Source organism: Abditibacteriota bacterium (genome assembly GCA_017552965.1).
In the GTDB taxonomy this organism is placed as follows: domain Bacteria; phylum Armatimonadota; class UBA5829; order UBA5829; family UBA5829; genus RGIG7931.
In genome coordinates, this window is the sequence record JAFZNQ010000115.1 from 1 (window position 1) to 17,898 (window position 17,898).

Genomic DNA, 17,898 nt, shown 5'->3' on the forward strand with positions numbered 1-17,898 from the left:
CGAGGCGTTATATCCAATGTGGAAAGCTATCCTAAATAACTTTGCTGCCGGCAATGCCGGCCGTTAAAACTCATTCACCACACTTACACTGTTCAGCTTTCAAAGAACGCCGGCGGAAGGGGTGCCCTGCGTCGGCAAATATTATTATACTCTTTCCCGGAGTGGAAAGTCAAGAGATAAAGGCGCATTTTTGCATTTTTTCTTGTGGGAGGGAGTGTGAGGGCGTCGGAGAACGAGACATCTCCGCCGTCATCCCGGCCGCAAGCCAATCCCCGTAGACCACCCCAAATAATCTGCGATTTTTCGGGGACCCCGGGATCTCTTACCGGTGAAGGCATTCTGCCCTCACCGCCGAGATGACGCGGGTCCGCAGGCGCATCCGCTAAGATGACAATTATCATTTGCCCTCCCCCGGTTCCTTGACAGTGTCTCTCAAATTGATGTATTATAAATATAGCGTCTTCGGGCGCGTCCATTCCCACAACGGATCTGTCACCATGAAATACTGCCTTTGTTCTACCTCGCCCCGGCGCCGGGAGTTGCTGAAGCTCATTATACCTGAATTTGAGATCAGGCCCAGCGGCGCGGAGCGGCCCATTCCCTCCGGGATGGCTCCCGAGGAGAGCTGCGTCATGCTCTCTCTCCACAAGCTGCCTCCCCGGGCGGAAGCAGGCGCTGTGTTCATCTGCGCCGACACCATAGTGTCTGTGGACGGAGTTCAGCTGGGCAAGCCCTCATCCCCCGGGCAGGCCGCCGAAATGCTGTCCCTGCTGTCGGGCAGGAGCCACAAGGTCACCACCGGCTACGCCATAGCCTGCGGCGACCTGATCCTGAAGGGCTACGAAAACACCACCGTCTTCTTTGGTAACATGTCCCCGGAGGACATAGCCGCTTACGTGGCCACCGGCGAGCCCATGGACAAGGCCGGCGCCTACGGCATCCAGGGTCTGGCCTCCAGATTCATCCGGGGCATCGAAGGCGACTATTTCAACGTGGTGGGTCTTCCCGTATATAGTCTGTACCACACCCTGAAGTCTCACGATCTGATACGATAGGAGAAACATATGCTCATAGACATCCACACTCACTGCTACGCGGACGCCATTGCCGAAAAGGCCATATGCGTGCTGGAAAACAACTCCGGTCAAAAGGCGTTCCTTGACGGCACCGCAGAGGCTCTGTCCCGGTCCACTGCTGCGGCCGGTCTTGATTACTCGGTAGTAGTGCCCATAGCCACCAAGCCCTCTCAGACCCGCAGGATCAACGAGTGGGCTCTGTCCCTGGAGCAGGACTACCCCAACCTGCTGCCCTTCGGCACCATCCATCCGGACAACGAAGACCCGGAAGAGGAGATCAAATGGATGGCAGCCCGGGGTCTCAGAGGCCTCAAGATCCATCCGGATTATCAAAAGACCCTCATCAACGATCCCAAGTTCATGCGTATTTTTGCCGCCATGGAAGAACACGGCCTCATACTCATCACCCACGCAGGCTTTGACGTGGGGCTTCCCCCTCCCCGGCACTGTATGCCCCACATGATGGCTGACGTGCTGAAGGCTTTTCCCCGGCTCACGGTCATAGCCGCCCATATGGGAGGCGTGGAAGAGCAGGATGAGGTCAAGCGGTATTACAACGGCAAAAACATCTATCTGGACACCTGCTTTACCCACCTGTATCTCAACGGCCGCCAGCTGGCCGAAGCCATCAAAAGACACGGAGCAGACAAGATACTCTTCGGCACCGACTCCCCCTGGTCCGACCAGAAGCAGCAGATAGGATATATCCTGTCTCTGGAGCTGACCGACGAAGAAAAGAGGCTGGTGCTGGGCGACAATGCCCGCCGTCTGCTGAAGCTGTAATAATATCACTCTCGGGAGAGACTATCATGAAACACTTGTTGCTGGTTTTGCTGATATGCTGCGCCCTGATAGCCACGGGCTGCGGCGCAAGGGATCTGTATATCTACGACATGACCCATCTCTGGAGTCTGGACCTGACCAAGCCGGACCAAGCCAGAGAAGCCTGGGACACGGCTCATTTCGTCAGTACCCTGCAGGGTATCGTCAACCGAAAAAGCCCCAGACTCTACGTCTATTTCAACGGCAGCAGCCCCGACACCGACCCGGAGGGAGGCGCCGACAGATTCTGGCTGGGCAAAATGACCGAAAAAGGCCAATGGCTCGCATCGTACAAGCAGAAGGAAGCGCCGGACCTGGACGCTCTGGTGACAGCCTTCCGCAAGGATATCAAAGGTCTGGTGGTCTATGACGAAAACGTGCCTGCCACCTCCAACGCAGCCACCACCTGCGCCGGAGTAAACGACATGCCTGCGGTGCGATACGACCCCAGCAAGGACTCCCTCTATTATCACCTGACCCAGGACCCCAAGGGGCCGAAGCTGCCTGTCCGTGTGTGGCTGGTCAACCGGGACGGCTCCAGCAAGTTCACCGGCAAGGGCACCATCCCCGACATAAACAAAAGCTCCACCGGCAGCGCCAAGTGCGACGTGTATATGTGGGCCAAGGAAATGTATCTGGACTCGGGCATGTGTGATCCCCACGTGCTGGGCTACTATCTGGATTGCAGCTGGGTAAAAAGCCCAGGCGGCAGACTGTCCAACTTCACTCTGACCAACCACGACTATATAGTGGCCAAAAAGGGCTTCTGCTTCGACCTGTCCCCTTGGGACGACGAGCCTGCCACAGACGATCCCGGCCAGCCCGTGGGCGCCGACACAGCCACCCTGAAGGCCATCCTCCAGTCCGCTTATGACCGGAACGAGGGCAACATGATACAGGCCGCCGGCTTCCTGCCCTGGGACAGAAAATACACCGGCCACGCCGGAGGCAAGCACGGAGACGTGGAGGGCGAATGGAAATACGCCGAGATACTGTCCTGCTTCAACGCCTACATGGACGCCGACGCCCTGGGGTATTCGGCCATGGCCAACGCTTCGGTGTTTTCGCTGTTCAAGCTGAAGGCTCGGTATCCCCAGAAGAAGCCCACCATCAACGACCTGAAAAAGATGGGCTACATCGAGGAAGACGGCTCTGTAAAGAAGGCCGTTTACGTGACCTATTACGTGGGAGACTATGACGCGGCCGCCTGGCTCTACCAGAGGATGCCCGAGATATGGGAATCCCCGGACAGAGGCTCCCTGCCTCTGGGCTGGGCCTTCAATCCCAATCTGGCGGAGCGCTTTGCCTTTGGCATGCACTACCTCCGCTCCACCGCCACAAAGAACGATTATTTTGTCACCGGGGACGTGGGAGCCGGCTACATCAACCCGGGTCACCTGGTGGAACCCCGGCAGTATTCCGGCATGCCCTCCGGCGTCAAGGCCTGGGAGGAGCACTGCAAAAAATGGATGGACCGCTTTGATCTGTCCATAGTGGGCTTTGTGATAGACGGCTTCGCTCCCGCCATGAACGAGGAGCTGCTGGACATGTATTCCCGCATTGCCCCCGACGGCATCGGCGGGCAAAAGCTGCCGATGCAGAGCGGCCTCTACAAAAACAAGATGCCCTACATCATCATGCAGGGAGACGTGTACGACCCGGTGACAGATGCCAAAAACCACGCCGCCTACATGGGCAACAACACGCCGGAGTTCTATATGTTCCGCAACATACTCTGGCCCGTGGAAAACCAGCAGACCTTTTACGACACTCTCAAGAAGAACGTCAAGGGTGACGTGGAGCTCCTGAGCCCTTATCACTTCTTCCTGCTGATGAAATACCAGATACAGAGGACCAACTCCGGCGACTCGGCCACCGACAACCTGTTTGACTACAGAAACATCACCATCACCGGCAACAGCCCCGTCAACGGCATATCCAACATCAACGACATGTTCGGAGCCTACGACAGCGTGGTGGAAGCGGGAGTGACCATCTTTGCAGACGGCCCCGATGACAACTACGTGGAATGGGAGACCAAGGAAGACGTCACCATCGGCTCCCTGTCGCTGGTGACCCGTCCCGACGGCGACGGAAGAAAGCGGCACACACCCCATTTCACTTTTTACGTCAGAGACGACAAAAAGGCCCCCTGGAGAGAGGTGGTGTCCAAGGATATATCTTTCCCGCCGGAAAAGGAATATCTCATATCTCTGCCCACGCCCCTGACGGCCCGGTATTTCAAGGCTGTTTTTGCGGCAGACCCCGAGGGGACCTCCGGCACCAGAGTCGTGGAGCTCTCGGCAAAATAACCCCGGGACCACAGCCCGGACACACGCATACATGCGAGAGGGAGACAGGCTCTCCCTCTTTTTTTTCGGCCGCCCGGGGCGGCTGCCCCAAGCGTCCGGAAAGGCCCGGCAGGTCCCCTGCCCGCTTTACCCGCCCGGACCGATAATGATATAATATATATAGGAATAACCTGCGAGGACACAACATGGAACGACATATACTCTACACAGACGACATAGATACGGCCTGTCTCATGGACAGGACTATAGCCATACTGGGCTACGGCAATCAGGGGCGTTCTCACGCTCTGAATCTGAGAGACTCCGGCTTTCGGGTCACAGTCGCCAACCACAGCGACACTCCCAACGGACGAAAGGCCCGGGAGGACGGCTTTGAACCAATGCCCATTCCGGCAGCGGTACAGCAGGCCGACGTGATCATGCTCACCCTGCCCGACGAGACCATGGCGGACATATACGCGGCCGAGATCGCGCCATGGCTGAAGAAAGGCCAGGGGATCATGTTCTGCCACGGCTTCAACATACACTTCAAAAAGATCGTGCCCCCGGCCGACACCGACGTGTTTATGGTGGCCCCCAAGGGCGCGGGCTACAAGGTGCGGGCGGCCTACGAAAAGGGCGGAGGCGTGGCTGCGCTGTATGCCGTGTATCAGGACTACACCGGCTCCGCCGGCGACCTGGCCAGGGCCTATGCCAAAGGGCTGGGTTGCGGACACAGCGGCATCATGGAGAGCTCCTTTGAAGAAGAATGCGTCTGCGACCTGTTCGGCGAACAGACCGTGCTCTGCGGCGGGATGACAGCCCTTATCGAAGCGGGCTTCAACACTCTTGTAGCAGCCGGCTACAGGCCGGAGGTAGCCTATTTTGAGTGCTGCCACGAAGTCAAGATCATCATGGACCTCATATACCAAAAGGGCATCTCCGCCATGAACAAGGGCATCAGCAACACCGCCGAATACGGCGGCTACACGGTGGGGAAAAAGATCATCGACGACCACGTTCTATGCGCCATGAAGGAAGCCCTGGAGGACATCCGGTCCGGAGCCTTTGCCGACCGGTTCCTGGCCGACATCAAACAAAAGGACAATCTTCTCACCGAGACCAGAAAAGCCAACGATGAGGCTCTCATCGAAAAGACCGGCGCTTTTCTGCGGGAAAAAATGAACCTGGGAAAGGATTAGGGGTACTTGTATTATTTCGTAGATTATCACTGTCACACCCTGACCTCCGGAGACAACAGTCAGACCATGGAGGAGCTGGTGAGCTCCGCCGCGGAACGGGGCGTGCGGGAGCTATGCATCACAGAGCATTTCAACTTTATGCCGGGCACCTACTGCTTCGGCAGATTTTCCTACAGAGACCATGACGACCGGCGGCGCCGGCTGGCCTCTCTCTTTCCGGACGTCCGGATACTGCTGGGACTGGAGATGGACTATATGCCGGAATTCATGCCTCTTATCAGGCAGATAGGCAGGGATATGCCTCTGGATTACTACATAGGCTCCTGCCACATGAGCAACGGCAAGCACGTCTTCAGCGACGACTTTTTTGCAGGCAGGTCCGGGGAGGAGGCCTACAACGAATATTTTCAGACCGTGTCCGGCTGCGTCAGGCAAAAGACCTTTGACACCATCGCTCACTTTGACTGGGTCAAGAGAAAGGGCTGTGAGCACTGGGGCCCCTTTGACATGGCTCCCTACAGAGACGTCATAGCCGATATACTGTCGGATATGATAGCTCTGGACATGACCATGGAGGTCAGCGAAGCCGGCCTGAGGCATCCCGCCGGAGAGACCTACCCCTCCTATGACATACTGAGACTTTACAGAGACCTGGGCGGCGAAAACATCACCTACGCCTCCGACAGCCACAGCCCTCAGCAGACCTCGGCCCACAACGGGGAGGTGTATGGGGCGCTGGAGCAAATGGGCTTCAGATGGATCACCACCTTCAGCGGGCGCCAAAAGACCAGGCGCCCCATCACGGTGTGACGGGCAGCGATATGAAAAAGACCCCCGTCGTGTTTTTGGTGATCACCGTCATCACCTGCCTGTTTTTGGTATGCATGGTGTTTATTTCCGGCAGCAGCCTGATGAGCAGAAGGGCATCAGACAGCAGCGCCGGCGGCTTTTTCGCCCCCTTTCCCGTCATAGACGAGCGGCCTCCGCAGGCGCCTATCAGCATCCCGCCTCAGTGCGAGCCTTATCTGGCAGACACCAATATATACAGCGCCTTCATCACCGAGAAGTCCTACACCACCTTCATCGAAAAAAAGCTGATATACGATCCCTTTGACAAAAAGCACATCCTCTATATCAGGCCGGGCGACGACGACAGGACCGAGCCGGCTCCGGACAGCCGGCCCGTCTGCGACACTCCCATGCAGGAAAAGACCCGCCTGCTGGAATACGACCTGCCCTCCGAGTCTCCCTATCCCGGCTCCATGCCCGAAAGACGGAGGTTCTGCAGGCTGCTGTCGCCCGAGGGAGCAGTCCTCTACGAAACCTGCGGCCGGACACCCGCAGTCATCCGGGACATACGGCGTTTTTCCCGGGACACCTGGCTCATCCTCACAGACACGGCGCCCAACGCCATTTACGTCAATACCCGCAGCCGGGTCACGGTGGCCTACACCGCATTGCCCATAGCCGGGAAAGCGCCGGACGTCAGATACCTGAGGGCCGAAAAGGCTTCCATCCTGGACGAAAACACCCTCTCCTTCGTCTGCCCCGGCAATGCCAGGCTGAAAATGCAGATCAGGCTCACCCCGGACGACGTACGCAAGAACCTGGCGGACAAGCATGATATGGGACGGCAGATCACAGAGTGGAACGGCAAGGAGCCGGACTCTGTGGACATGTTTCCCCACCGCCGGGGCAGGATCAGCGTCAAGGACGCTCTCGGCTGGAAGTGCGCGACCAACAGCAAGCTCCTTGAATTTTTGTCCCACATCCCCCGGCAGTGACCCGGGGCTCTCTCACAAGCCCTGTTTTCCCAAAAAAAGACCGGACGACGGACAAAAGAGACCTTCCGGCTCGGGCTCTCTTGTAATTTCCGATACTCTTTGTATTTTTGGACTTTTTTAAAAAAACGCATAAAATAATGTATTACCCCTGCTGCGGGGTGTATAATGAAACTGTAGATCATTATTTTCACAAGGAGAACACCATGAAAAAAGGTTTTACCCTCATCGAGCTTTTGGTGGTCATCGCCATCATAGCCATCCTGGCCGCTATCCTCTTCCCCGTATTTGCCCAGGCGAGAGAAAAGGCCAGACAGACCCAGTGCCTTTCCAACGCCAAGCAGATAGGCACAGCCTTTACCATGTATGCCACCGACTGGGAGGACTGCCTGCCCCAGTATGACGAGGCCTACGCCATCAGCCAGGGCATCTGGAACTCCAACGGCGCCGAGGTCTATGCGTGCACCCACGGCTTCCACTCCAACTACAACAGGACCAACCATGAAGACTACATCAAGAATGCGTCCTTTGTAGGCCAGCTGGCCCCCTACGTCAAGAACGGCAAGCTCTTCACCTGCCCCAGCCAGACCAACACCTCCACCTATGACAACTGGCAGACCGGCAAGGTGTATTGCGGCTACTTCTACAGGAGGATCTGCTACATCGGCGGTATGTCTCTGGCCAACCAGCAGACCTATCTGGGCACCTACGTGGAAGGCCCCATGATCGTCTCCGCCCTGCCCAAGCCCGCAGGTCTGGTGATCCTGGGTGAATATGCCCCCAACCACAACTTGAAGAAGAACGGCAACATAGCCGAAGGACAGTGCAAGCTCAACGCCGTATTTGCCGACGGACATGCCAACACCATCGCCCTGAACCAGTCCCGCTGGTATTTCGGCGCCTCCCTGGCCGTATATCCCTATTGGGGTTGGGACTGGGATTGGCCCGCAGACGGCAACAAGCACTATGACTATGCCAGAAGACTGGACAAGTGCTACGACATAGATTAATGCTTTTTTTCCACGGCCCCTCGGGGCCGTTTTTTTTGGCAGGCCGCGCCTTTTTCCCGTTTTTTTTGCCTCTCCCCAAGGAGACTTTCCGGGGGCGGCAGACCTTTTTTTGGGCAGGGGGTTTGACAAACCAAAACTGATGTGCTACAATAATAATGCTGTGGAAAACCCGCGTTTTTTCCAAATCCTTTCGGAAAAAGCATAAGCGCTTCACAGTAAAGGAGGCTTGTTTTGCTGAAACGAAGACCTCGTATTTCAAAGCCCCTGACAGCGATCCTGTTGTCTGTATTGCTGCTGGGTGTCATTGCAATGCGGGATAGTATCGTAGAGGCCGAGACGCCAACAACCAAAAAGATCACCATAATCTACAATGGTGAAAAGCTTAACGCTTCTACGACGATGGAAACCGTAGGAGAGGCCTTGATGGAGACGGGCATCACCGTTGACTCCAATGACAGGGTAAGCGTCGGGCTTACCATGCCGGTGAGATCAGGTATGATCGTTTACGTCAACCGGGTCGAGGTGGAAGAAGTCACCGAGACAGTCACCGTTCCTTTTGAGACCTTGAGGACCTTTTCCAGAGAACAGAAGCATGGGACCATTACCACGCTGCAGGAAGGACAAAACGGCGAAAAAAAGGTTACCTACAAGATAACCCGGGTCGGCTCCAGGGAGATATCCAGAGTAGCCGACAACACCGAGATAGTCAAAGAAGCTGTCCCTTGTATCATTTCCATTGGCTCCAAGGGTGAGTACACCACCTCGAGGGGCACCAGCTACCGGACCAAGAAGGTGCTGACCATGAAGGCCACTGCCTACGACGCTCAGACCTTCAAGGGAAGGAAGACCTCCACGGGAAGAAAGGCCGTGTATTCCATGGCCGCAGTTGACCCCAAGGTCATCCCCCTGGGCACCAGGCTCTACATCGAAGGCTACGGCTACGCCATAGCCGGAGACACCGGGGGAGCCATCAAGGGCAACAGGATCGACCTGTGCTTTGAGACGAGAGCGGCAGCTATCAAATTCGGCAGACGCACGGTGAAGGTTCACGTGCTTTCGAAAGTGTAAAGTATGGCGGGTACGACCCGCCTTTTTTTGTGACAAAAACCGGGGCGGATCCCAGTGGGATCCGCCCCGTTACATATATGGGTATTCAGGGTCTGCACACCCCGCAGGGGGTGTAGCCTGCCGCCTCCGCAGCGGCCCGCGAATAAATGGCTATCTTGTTCCTGGGGTTCATGGTCATGACTCCGTCGCAGTCCGGACGGTGGTATTTCAGTGAGGACATATTGCCTATGAAGAACTCGGCTGCGGGAGCCTGGGCGGGCTGGGCCGGAGCGGCCGCCAGCCAATTGACTCCGTTGGCATAATTGATGCCCACTCCGGGCTGGACGTTGTAGCAGAACACGTTGAAGCAGATACCCTTGCCCTTGTCTTCCACGGAGTAGCCCTCCATCAGCACGCCCGAGCACACCAGATTGTTGCCCGCAAACATGGGGGTCACTCTGTACATGACGTGGTTGGAGGTCTTTTTGATATAGTCGCAGACCTTGTTCTCAAAGGGGAGCATGCCCTCTGTGTTCATATATCTGGTGCCTGTGATCAGGTTGCGCTTGTTGGCGTTCTCCCCCGCCAGACAAAAGGCGATCAGATGACACCGGTTGTAGAGATACTCTCCGTCTATAAAATCATATTTGGAGATCTGCCACCCGGTGGGCTTTATCATGCCTATGTTCTCCCGGGGCTTGTCGGGCATCAGCTCCTTGCCCAGGCAGGCGTAGGCGGCCTGACATCTGCCCAGCCTGTCCAGAGGCCTGTAGTGCTCGTAGGCCTTGTCCGTGATCTCCTTCTCGGTAAAATAGGGCACGTTGTCGTTGATCTCTGCCCAGGGCTGACCGGAGTATTCGGGTATCTTGTCCTGCTTCTGACTGTTTTCCGCAGCCCACAGCCCTGAAAACAGCAGGGCCAGTATGCCGAACACAGCAAGTAGAGTCTTTTGGTCGGGTCTCTTCATCACAGCCTCCTTTGATATATCATATTTATTATAGCACACCCGCAGTCAAAAGGCTACTCGACAAAGAGCTCCGGGGTATGATAGAATAAAAGGGAGAGGTAGTCAAATGAACGAACACACCATAAAGGTATTGGAGCTGGCAAAGATCCTGAAGATGACGGAGGAGCGGGCCGCCACGGAAACCGGCGCCCGGAGAGTCCGGGAGCTGGCTCCCGACAGCGATCTCGGCATTTTGCGGCACAGGCTGGAGCAGGTCCGCGAGCTGAGAGGCGTCATCTCGTCCGACGGCAGGATCCCCTTCCGCCAGATCTATGACGTCAGCGGTCCTCTTTCCACTGCGGCTCTGGGCTCCTGCATGAGCATCCCCGACATACTGAGGACCGGGGTCACCCTCAAGTCTGTGACCGGCCTGCGCCAGTTCCTGGCCCAGCGCAGGGACAGCTGCCCCGTGTGCTGCCGCCTGATCGAATACGAGAACTTTGACTCCCTCACAGAGCTGCTGGACCGGTCGGTGGCCCCGGACGGCACCATACCCGACTCCGCCAGCGCCACTCTGGCAGCCCTGAGAAACGAAACGAGGAGCCTGGACGGCCGCATCAAGGAAAAGATAGGCTCCTTTGTCCAGTCTCCCAAATACAAGGCCTACCTGCAGGAGCCTATAGTCACCACCAGATCCGACCGCTACTGCATACCGGTGAAGGCCGAATACAGGTCCTCCGTGCCCGGCATAGTGCACGATTCCTCCGGCTCCGGCTCCACCCTCTATATAGAGCCCGGAGTCATAGTGGACCTGGGCAACAGGCTCCGGGACACTCAGGCCAGAGAACGGGAGGAGATACAAAACATACTCTATGCCGTATCCGCCCGGCTGGGCGAAAAAGCGGACGCCATCAATTTTGCCGTGGACTGCGCCTCCGAGCTGGACATGATATACGCCAAGGCTCTGCTGGCAGCCGACTACGACTGCACGGAGCCGAAGCTCAACGAGAGAGGCAAGATCAACATCAGGCAGGCCAGGCACCTGCTGCTGCCCCGGGAGTCGGCAGTGCCCATCGACGTCACCCTGGGAGGCAGATACAACTGCCTGCTCATCACCGGTCCCAACACGGGCGGCAAGACCGTCACCCTGAAGACCGTAGGCTCCCTGGTGCTCATGGCCATGTGCGGCATGTTCATCCCCGCGGCGGAAAACAGCGAGGTATCCGTGTTCACAGACATATTTGCCGACATAGGCGACGAACAGTCCATAGAGCAGTCCCTCTCCACCTTTTCCGGGCACATGAAAAACATAGTGGAGATCACCGCCAAAGCCACCGGCAGGTCTCTGGTGCTGCTGGACGAGCTGGGCGCCGGCACGGACCCGGTGGAGGGAGCGGCTCTGGCCCAGAGCATCATAGTATCCCTGCTGGCCAAAAAGGCCCGTATCATCGCCACCAGCCACTACGGGGAGCTCAAGCAATTCGCCTATTCGGAGGACATGGTGGAGAACGCTTCCGTAGAGTTTGACACCAATACCCTCAGGCCCACCTACAGGCTGCTGACGGGAGTCCCGGGCTCCTCCAACGCCCTTTTGATAGCGTCCAGAATGGGCATCAGCAGCGAGATCATAGACAAGGCCCGGGGATATATCACCCGGGACATGAACGCATCCGACGAGCTGCTGCAGAAGCTGGAGGACACCCACAGGGAAGCCGCAGCCTACAGGCAGGAAGCGGCGGACCGCCTGAAAGAGCTGGAGGAGCTCAGAAAAAAGCAGCTCGCCGAGCTGGACACTCTCAAAAGACGGCAGGCCAACATAGAAGACAAGGTCCGCAAAAGAGCCAACAAGATCATAGCCAAATATTCCGACGAGATAGAGTTCACTCTGGCCCTCCTGAAGGAGACGCCTTCGGAAAACAAGGACCGGCAGGAAGCCCGCAAGGAGATCAACACCCTCATCAGCGACTTCAAAAAGGAGATCAACACCTCCCGGCTCCCCGAGGCCCCGAAGCCGCCGGCGGAAAAGCTGACGGACCCCCAGCCGGGAGACGCCGTCCGGGTGACAAGTCTGGGTCAGGAGGGCTACATCGAGAGCGTGTCCGGCAAAAACGCCGTGGTATCCATCAACAACAAAAAGATCACAGTGGCTCTCTCGGGTCTGGTCCGGTCGAAGGCCAGACAGACTGCGGAGCCCGGATACACCGCCGTGATGAGCTCCCCTGCCGTCAGGCCGGAGATCAATCTCATAGGCATGAGAGCGGAGGAAGCTCTGCTGCAGCTGGAAAAATATCTGGACAAGGCCATGCTGAGCAATCTGGACAGGCTGAGGATAGTCCACGGCAAGGGCACCGGCGCCCTGAGGCAGGCGGTGTGCAGCTATCTCAAAAACCACAGCTCCGTCGTCTCCTTTGCCCCCGGGGATCCCGAGGAAGGGGGAGACGGCGTGACTATAGCCAAAATAAAGTAATACACAAAGGAGCTATATGATGTATTCCATAGGTCTTGATTACGGCACTCTGTCAGTCAGGTGCCTCATTGCAGACGTCACCGACGGACGGGAGATCGCTCAGGCTGTGTGGGAGTATTCCGACGGAGTCATAGACGACTATCTGCCCACCACCGGCGAAAAGCTACCCCCGGACTTTGCCCTGCAAAACCCGGCAGACTACATACAAGGCACAGAGACGGTGATACGTGAAGCCATCAGCAAGGCGGGCATAGACAAGGACGAGATCATAGGCATAGGCATAGACTTTACCTCCTGCACCGTGGTCCCCGTGGACGACGAAGGAACGCCCCTGTGCCTGTCCGACAAATGGAGCCGGGAGCCTCACGCCTGGGTCAAGCTGTGGAAGCATCACGCAGCCACTCCCGAGGCGGAGGATATGACGGAGCTGGCCGCCCGGCGTGGAGAATCCTGGCTGGCCAGATACGGAGGAACGGTGGGCTCCGAATGGATGTTCCCCAAGCTGCTGGAGATACTCCGCAAGGCCCCGGAGGTTTACAGGGCCGCCCGGTTTATGGAAGCGGCGGACTGGATGGTGTTTGAGCTCACGGGAGCCCGGGTCAAAAACGCCTCCGGAGCGGGCTACAAGGCCTGCTGGTCCAAAGAGGAGGGCTTCCCCTCCCCCGACTATTTCAAGGCTCTGGATCCGGAGTTCGAAAACGTGGTCCGGGACAAGCTGGGGAGCCACGTAAACAGCATAGGCGAAAAAGCGGGTGGCCTGAATGAGAAGTGGGCCCGGAAGACCGGGCTGAAGGAAGGCACTGCCGTAGCAGTGGGCATCATAGACGCTCACGCTGCCATCCCCGCCCTCACCATCACGGGGCCGGGCACCATGGGAGCCATCATGGGCACTTCCGGCAATTATCTGACTCTGGGAGACAAGCCGGTCCTGGTGGAAGGCATATGCGGCTACACCACCGACGGCATCGAGCCCGGCTTCATCGGCTTTGAAGCGGGTCAGACCTGCGTGGGAGACATGCTGGCCTGGCTGGTGGACAACTGTGTGCCCGCCTCCTATGAAAAGGAGGCCCGGGAAAAGGGAGTCTCCGTGCACCAGCTGCTGACGGAAAAAGCCGCCGCCATCAAGCCGGGCGGCACGGGCCTCATAGTATTGGACTGGTGGAACGGCAACAGGAACATCCTGGTGGATTATGACCTCTCCGGCGCCGTGGTGGGCTACACTCTGGCCACCAGGCCCGAAGAGCTGTACAGGGCCTTTATAGAAGGGATAGCCTTCGGCTGCCGGGTCATCATGGAGCAGATAGACAAATCGGGCGTCAGGATAGACTCCATCATAGCCTGCGGCGGCATCGCCGAAAAGAACCCGGTCTTTATGCAGATATTCGCGGACATCACCGGCAGAGAATGGAAGCTGGGGGCCTCGCCCCAGTCCTGCGCTATGGGCTCCGCCATGTGGGGCGCCGTGGCTGCAGGCAAAGCGGCGGGAGGATATGACAACGTGCAGGAGGCTGCTCTCCGCATGGCTCACACCAGGAACAAGAGCTACAAGCCCATCGCCGACCACACCCGCATATACGACGAGCTCTACAGGGAATACATGACCCTCCACGATTATTTTGGCAGAGGGGGCAACAACGTGATGAAGCGCCTGAGACAGATGAAATACGGCAGATAAAAAAAAGCCTTCTGCGATATGCAGAAGGCTGTATTTTTATATCTTTTCCTTGATCTTGGTAGCCTTGCCCACTCTGTTGCGCAGATAATACAGCTTGGCCCGGCGCACCAGACCGCGCTTGACTACCTCGATGGACGCTATTCTGGGAGAATGGGTCATAAAGGTCCTCTCCACGCCGATGTTGTTGGCGCCTATCTTGCGGACAGTAAAGGCTGCGTTGATGGTCCCCTTCTTCATGGCTATGACTACGCCTTCGAATATCTGGATCCTTTCCTTGCTGCCTTCTACTACGCGGCAATGGACCTTGACGGTATCGCCGGGACCGAAGTCGGGGATATCGATCCTCAGCTGCTCTTCGTTTATTTGTTGGATAATCTGATTCATGCTTTTATCCTCCTCACTTTTTCAGTGTTTCAAGTATTTGTTTGTCGGCGTCGCTCAAGGGCGCCCACTCCAATAAATCGGGACGGCGCTGCAGGGTGCGTCTCAGCATTTCCTTCCTGCGCCACGACCGTATTTCTCCGTGATTGCCTCCGAGTAGCACCCGGGGCACCTCCATGCCCATATACTCCGCAGGCTTGGTGTATTGCGGGTATTCCAGCAGCCCTGACGTAAAGGACTCTTCCTCGGACGACTCGTCATCGCCCAGCGCCTCGGGGATGAGCCTGGTAACGGCGTCGATGAGGCACATGGCGCACAGCTCGCCGCCTGTCAGAACAAAGTCCCCCAGGCTGACCTCTTCCATAGGGAAGTGGTCGATGATCCGCTGGTCCACGCCTTCGTATCTGCCGCAGAGAATGACCACATGGTCCTCAAAGCTCAGATCCTCGGCGTATTCCTGATCCAGCCGTCTGCCTGCAGGCGAGGTGTAGATCAGCCTGGCAGGCTTGCCGCCGCTGTCGCTGAGGCATGCCTCCACAGCGGGGATAGCCACGTCGCTGCGAAGCACCATCCCGGGTCCGCCTCCGTAGGGAGTGTCGTCCACGTGCCTGTAACGGTCGTGAGCGTAGTCCCGCAGGTCGCGGGCGCAGATGGTGATGATGCCTTTTTCCGCTGCGCGGCCCACTATACCCAGGGAGGTATAGTGCCGGATCATTTCCGGAAAACAGCTCAATACGTCAAAGCGCATCGGGCAAAAGACCCTTCATGGGATATATGGTCACGATCCTTTTTTCTCTGTCGATATCCAGCACGCATTCGGGTATCTTGGGGATGAGCAGCTTGCCGTCTATGACATAGACGTCATTGGCTCCTCCCTGAAGGACCTCGGTGATCTCCCCCAGCTGCCTGCCGTCGGTAGTGACTACCTGCATGCCTATGAGCCGAAAGACGTATTCTTCGCCGTCTTCGAGCTCCATGAGCTCGTCCTCGGTCACAAAGGCGTAGCAGCCGGCCAGCGCTTCGGAGGCATTTCTGTCCTCCACCCCTTCGAGATGCAGGGTAATGGTGGGGCCGGCGGCGGAAGAACGAACGATCCTGTAGCTGGCGGTCGCGCTGTCGTCGAGCCTGATCCTGATGGTGTTCCCCGCGTCAAACCTGCCGGGAAAATCGGTCATCACGCCCATCTTGATGTCGCCCTTTATGCCAAAGGGCTTCAGCACGCGGCCTATAGCTATCTCGTCGTCTCTGAGCATGGCAAACAGCTTAGCCGGATACTATCTTCACAAAAACGTTTTCTTTTTGCTTGACAGCAGCCGCCTTGACTATGGCTCTGATAGAATCGGCGATTCTGCCGCCTTTTCCTATCACCTTGCCCAGATCCCTGTCGTCCACCGAGACGTAATACACGGTCTCGTTGTTCTCAAAAACGTCCTTTATTTCCACCTGCTCGGGATATTCCACGAGACTGGTGACAATATATCTGATGAGTTCTTTCATGGGATAGTCCTAATAAAGTCCTTTCTTTGTGAGAAGAATGCGGACCACGTCGGATGCCTGGGCGCCGACGCCTATCCAATACTTAGCTCTGTCTTCATCGACTTCGATCCTGGCCGGAGAGTAAGTCGGATCATAGGTACCGATAGTCTCGATGAATTTGCCGTTACGCGCGCGACGCTGGTCGGCGATAACGATCCTGTAGAAGGGCTTGTGATTGGTGCCCATTCTCTTAAGTCTGATTCTTACCAAGTTTGATGTCCTCCTGTCTTAGTAATTATATCTACAATAGACCGGCTAAACGGGACGGTCTTTGGGATATGCCTGGGTCAAAACGGCATTCTGCGCCGCTTGCCGTTGTCCGGCTTGGTCGCTATCTTGCGGACCATCTTTTTCATTTCCGTGAACTGATGTATCAGGGTGTTCACGTCCTGGACTGTGGCCCCGGAGCCGGCCGCTATCCTGCGGCGGCGGCTGCCGTTGAGTATATCCGGGTCTCTGCGCTCTTCCTGGGTCATGGAGCAGATGATGGCTTCCACCCGCTTGAGGCGCCGGGGATCTATCTCCACGTCCTTCAGCTGCTGCCCGATACCGGGTATCATTGCCAGCAGGTTTTCCAGAGGCCCCATTTTCTGTATCTTTCTCAGCTGCTCCAGAAAATCATTCAGGTCAAAGGTGTTCTTCCTGATCTTCTGCTCCAGCTTTTTGGCCTGCTCTTCGTCAAAGGCTTCCTGGGTCTGCTCGATAAAGGTGAGCACGTCGCCGTGGCCTATGATCCTGGAGGCCATCCTGTCCGGGTGGAACTTCTCCAGCCCGTCCATCTTCTCGGAGGTCCCCACCAGCTTGATGGGCTTGCCCGTGACGGCCTTGATGGATATGGCTGCGCCGCCTCTGGCGTCGCCGTCCAGCTTGGTCAGCACCACGCCGTCTATATTGAGGGCTTCGTTGAAGCTCTGAGCTACGTTCACAGCATCCTGTCCCGTCATGGCGTCCACCACCAGCAGGACCTCGTTGATATTGACGGCAGCCCGTATGTTCCGCAGCTCGTCCATCATGGGCTCGTCTATATGGAGACGGCCGGCCACGTCAAGAATGACTGTGTCCAGCATGTCCATCCTGGCCCTGTGGAGCGAATCGCGGCACACCTTCACCGCATCCTTGCATTCGGGGATGTCAAATACGGGGATGTCCACCTGTCTGCCCAATACCTTCAGCTGCTGGGCTGCGGCGGGTCTGTACACGTCGGCCGCCACCATCAGAGGCTTTTTGCCCTCCTTGCGCAGCATACAGGCCAGCTTGGCGCAGGTAGTGGTCTTGCCGGCTCCCTGCAGACCGCACATCATGATCACGGTGGGCGGATTGGGGGACATATTGATCCTGGACACAGAGCCGCCCAGAATGCCCGTCAGCTCGTCATAGACGATCTTTATCACCTGCTGGGCAGGATTGAGACCCGTCAGTATTTCAGAGCCCACAGCCTTTTCCCTGACGCTTGCTATAAAGTCCTTGACCACCTTATAGTTCACGTCGGCTTCCAGCAGGGATATGCGTATCTCCCGCAAGGCTTGATTTACGTCGTCCTCGGTGAGAGATCCGCGATTCCTGAGCTTGTAAAAGGCATTTTGTAATTTTTCGGCAAGGCCTTCAAACATCATATTCTCCGGTATTGATAGTCACTATAATATTATATAACAAACAGGGCGCAA

General features: G+C 57.0%; 17 protein-coding genes. 10 read left to right on the forward strand and 7 right to left on the reverse strand.

Going from position 1 to position 17,898, the window contains the following annotated elements; translation table 11 throughout:
* The first annotated feature begins 497 nt into the window (after positions 1 to 497).
* From maf to IK083_09360, 8 genes are all read left to right on the forward strand, one after another.
* Complete coding sequence (gene maf / locus IK083_09325; GenBank protein MBR4749752.1) at positions 498 to 1,055, forward strand: septum formation protein Maf; 558 nt, start codon at positions 498 to 500, stop codon at positions 1,053 to 1,055.
* Positions 1,056 to 1,064: 9 nt separating this feature from the next.
* Positions 1,065 to 1,859, forward strand: a complete 795-nt coding sequence (locus IK083_09330; protein MBR4749753.1) for an amidohydrolase — start codon at positions 1,065 to 1,067, stop codon at positions 1,857 to 1,859.
* Positions 1,860 to 1,885: 26 nt separating this feature from the next.
* Positions 1,886 to 4,210 (forward strand): hypothetical protein, encoded by a 2,325-nt coding sequence (locus IK083_09335; GenBank protein ID MBR4749754.1) that lies wholly within the window; start codon positions 1,886 to 1,888, stop codon positions 4,208 to 4,210.
* 185 nt (positions 4,211 to 4,395) lie between these two features.
* Entirely contained in the window at positions 4,396 to 5,391 is a 996-nt protein-coding gene (gene ilvC, locus IK083_09340) for a ketol-acid reductoisomerase (protein MBR4749755.1), read from the forward strand.
* 6 nt (positions 5,392 to 5,397) lie between these two features.
* Positions 5,398 to 6,201 (forward strand): histidinol-phosphatase HisJ family protein, encoded by an 804-nt coding sequence (locus IK083_09345; GenBank protein MBR4749756.1) that lies wholly within the window; start codon positions 5,398 to 5,400, stop codon positions 6,199 to 6,201.
* Positions 6,202 to 6,212: 11 nt separating this feature from the next.
* A complete protein-coding gene (locus IK083_09350; GenBank protein MBR4749757.1) occupies positions 6,213 to 7,175 on the forward strand; it encodes a hypothetical protein in 963 nt (320 codons plus the stop codon).
* A gap of 203 nt (positions 7,176 to 7,378) precedes the next feature.
* Positions 7,379 to 8,182: a prepilin-type N-terminal cleavage/methylation domain-containing protein gene (locus IK083_09355; GenBank protein MBR4749758.1), complete on the forward strand. Its 804-nt coding sequence runs from the start codon at positions 7,379 to 7,381 to the stop codon at positions 8,180 to 8,182.
* Positions 8,183 to 8,491: 309 nt separating this feature from the next.
* Complete coding sequence (locus tag IK083_09360; GenBank protein MBR4749759.1) at positions 8,492 to 9,250, forward strand: G5 domain-containing protein; 759 nt, start codon at positions 8,492 to 8,494, stop codon at positions 9,248 to 9,250.
* An 85-nt stretch (positions 9,251 to 9,335) separates the two neighbouring features.
* Here the strand turns inward: IK083_09360 and IK083_09365 are convergent, their stop codons facing one another.
* On the reverse strand, positions 9,336 to 10,196 hold the full coding sequence (locus tag IK083_09365; GenBank protein MBR4749760.1) for a DNA/RNA non-specific endonuclease: 861 nt from the start codon (positions 10,194 to 10,196) through the stop codon (positions 9,336 to 9,338).
* Positions 10,197 to 10,302: 106 nt separating this feature from the next.
* Between IK083_09365 and IK083_09370 the strand changes: the two genes are divergently transcribed.
* On the forward strand, positions 10,303 to 12,642 hold the full coding sequence (locus IK083_09370; protein ID MBR4749761.1) for an endonuclease MutS2: 2,340 nt from the start codon (positions 10,303 to 10,305) through the stop codon (positions 12,640 to 12,642).
* 16 nt (positions 12,643 to 12,658) lie between these two features.
* Entirely contained in the window at positions 12,659 to 14,317 is a 1,659-nt protein-coding gene (locus IK083_09375) for a ribulokinase (GenBank protein MBR4749762.1), read from the forward strand.
* Positions 14,318 to 14,353: 36 nt separating this feature from the next.
* Here IK083_09375 and rplS read toward each other — a convergent pair whose 3' ends face one another.
* From rplS to ffh, 6 genes are all read right to left on the reverse strand, one after another.
* Positions 14,354 to 14,701 carry a 50S ribosomal protein L19 gene (gene rplS / locus IK083_09380; protein MBR4749763.1) on the reverse strand — a complete coding sequence of 116 codons (348 nt, stop codon included), beginning with the start codon at positions 14,699 to 14,701 and terminating at the stop codon, positions 14,354 to 14,356.
* Positions 14,702 to 14,714: 13 nt separating this feature from the next.
* A complete protein-coding gene (gene trmD, locus IK083_09385) occupies positions 14,715 to 15,446 on the reverse strand; it encodes a tRNA (guanosine(37)-N1)-methyltransferase TrmD (protein ID MBR4749764.1) in 732 nt (243 codons plus the stop codon).
* On the reverse strand, positions 15,436 to 15,951 hold the full coding sequence (rimM, locus tag IK083_09390) for a 16S rRNA processing protein RimM (GenBank protein MBR4749765.1): 516 nt from the start codon (positions 15,949 to 15,951) through the stop codon (positions 15,436 to 15,438). The genes trmD and rimM overlap by 11 nt, the downstream gene beginning before the upstream one ends.
* Positions 15,952 to 15,961: 10 nt before the next feature.
* Positions 15,962 to 16,195 (reverse strand): KH domain-containing protein, encoded by a 234-nt coding sequence (locus IK083_09395; GenBank protein ID MBR4749766.1) that lies wholly within the window; start codon positions 16,193 to 16,195, stop codon positions 15,962 to 15,964.
* Positions 16,196 to 16,204: 9 nt separating this feature from the next.
* Positions 16,205 to 16,444, reverse strand: coding sequence for a 30S ribosomal protein S16 (gene rpsP, locus IK083_09400; GenBank protein MBR4749767.1), 240 nt, complete (start codon positions 16,442 to 16,444; stop codon positions 16,205 to 16,207).
* 77 nt (positions 16,445 to 16,521) lie between these two features.
* Positions 16,522 to 17,847 (reverse strand): signal recognition particle protein, encoded by a 1,326-nt coding sequence (gene ffh / locus IK083_09405; protein ID MBR4749768.1) that lies wholly within the window; start codon positions 17,845 to 17,847, stop codon positions 16,522 to 16,524.
* Positions 17,848 to 17,898: the final 51 nt, after the last annotated feature.

Coding starts and splice junctions, on each gene's coding strand:
- trmD (MBR4749764.1), bottom strand. CDS start 15,446: ATGCGCTTTGACGTATTGAGCTGTTTTCCGGAAATGATCCGGCACTAT.
- ffh (MBR4749768.1), bottom strand. CDS start 17,847: ATGATGTTTGAAGGCCTTGCCGAAAAATTACAAAATGCCTTTTACAAG.
- ilvC (MBR4749755.1), top strand. CDS start 4,396: ATGGAACGACATATACTCTACACAGACGACATAGATACGGCCTGTCTC.
- IK083_09375 (MBR4749762.1), top strand. CDS start 12,659: ATGATGTATTCCATAGGTCTTGATTACGGCACTCTGTCAGTCAGGTGC.
- IK083_09360 (MBR4749759.1), top strand. CDS start 8,492: ATGCGGGATAGTATCGTAGAGGCCGAGACGCCAACAACCAAAAAGATC.
- rplS (MBR4749763.1), bottom strand. CDS start 14,701: ATGAATCAGATTATCCAACAAATAAACGAAGAGCAGCTGAGGATCGAT.
- maf (MBR4749752.1), top strand. CDS start 498: ATGAAATACTGCCTTTGTTCTACCTCGCCCCGGCGCCGGGAGTTGCTG.
- IK083_09395 (MBR4749766.1), bottom strand. CDS start 16,195: ATGAAAGAACTCATCAGATATATTGTCACCAGTCTCGTGGAATATCCC.
- IK083_09335 (MBR4749754.1), top strand. CDS start 1,886: ATGAAACACTTGTTGCTGGTTTTGCTGATATGCTGCGCCCTGATAGCC.
- IK083_09330 (MBR4749753.1), top strand. CDS start 1,065: ATGCTCATAGACATCCACACTCACTGCTACGCGGACGCCATTGCCGAA.
- IK083_09370 (MBR4749761.1), top strand. CDS start 10,303: ATGAACGAACACACCATAAAGGTATTGGAGCTGGCAAAGATCCTGAAG.
- IK083_09365 (MBR4749760.1), bottom strand. CDS start 10,196: ATGAAGAGACCCGACCAAAAGACTCTACTTGCTGTGTTCGGCATACTG.
- rimM (MBR4749765.1), bottom strand. CDS start 15,951: ATGCTCAGAGACGACGAGATAGCTATAGGCCGCGTGCTGAAGCCCTTT.
- IK083_09355 (MBR4749758.1), top strand. CDS start 7,379: ATGAAAAAAGGTTTTACCCTCATCGAGCTTTTGGTGGTCATCGCCATC.
- IK083_09350 (MBR4749757.1), top strand. CDS start 6,213: ATGAAAAAGACCCCCGTCGTGTTTTTGGTGATCACCGTCATCACCTGC.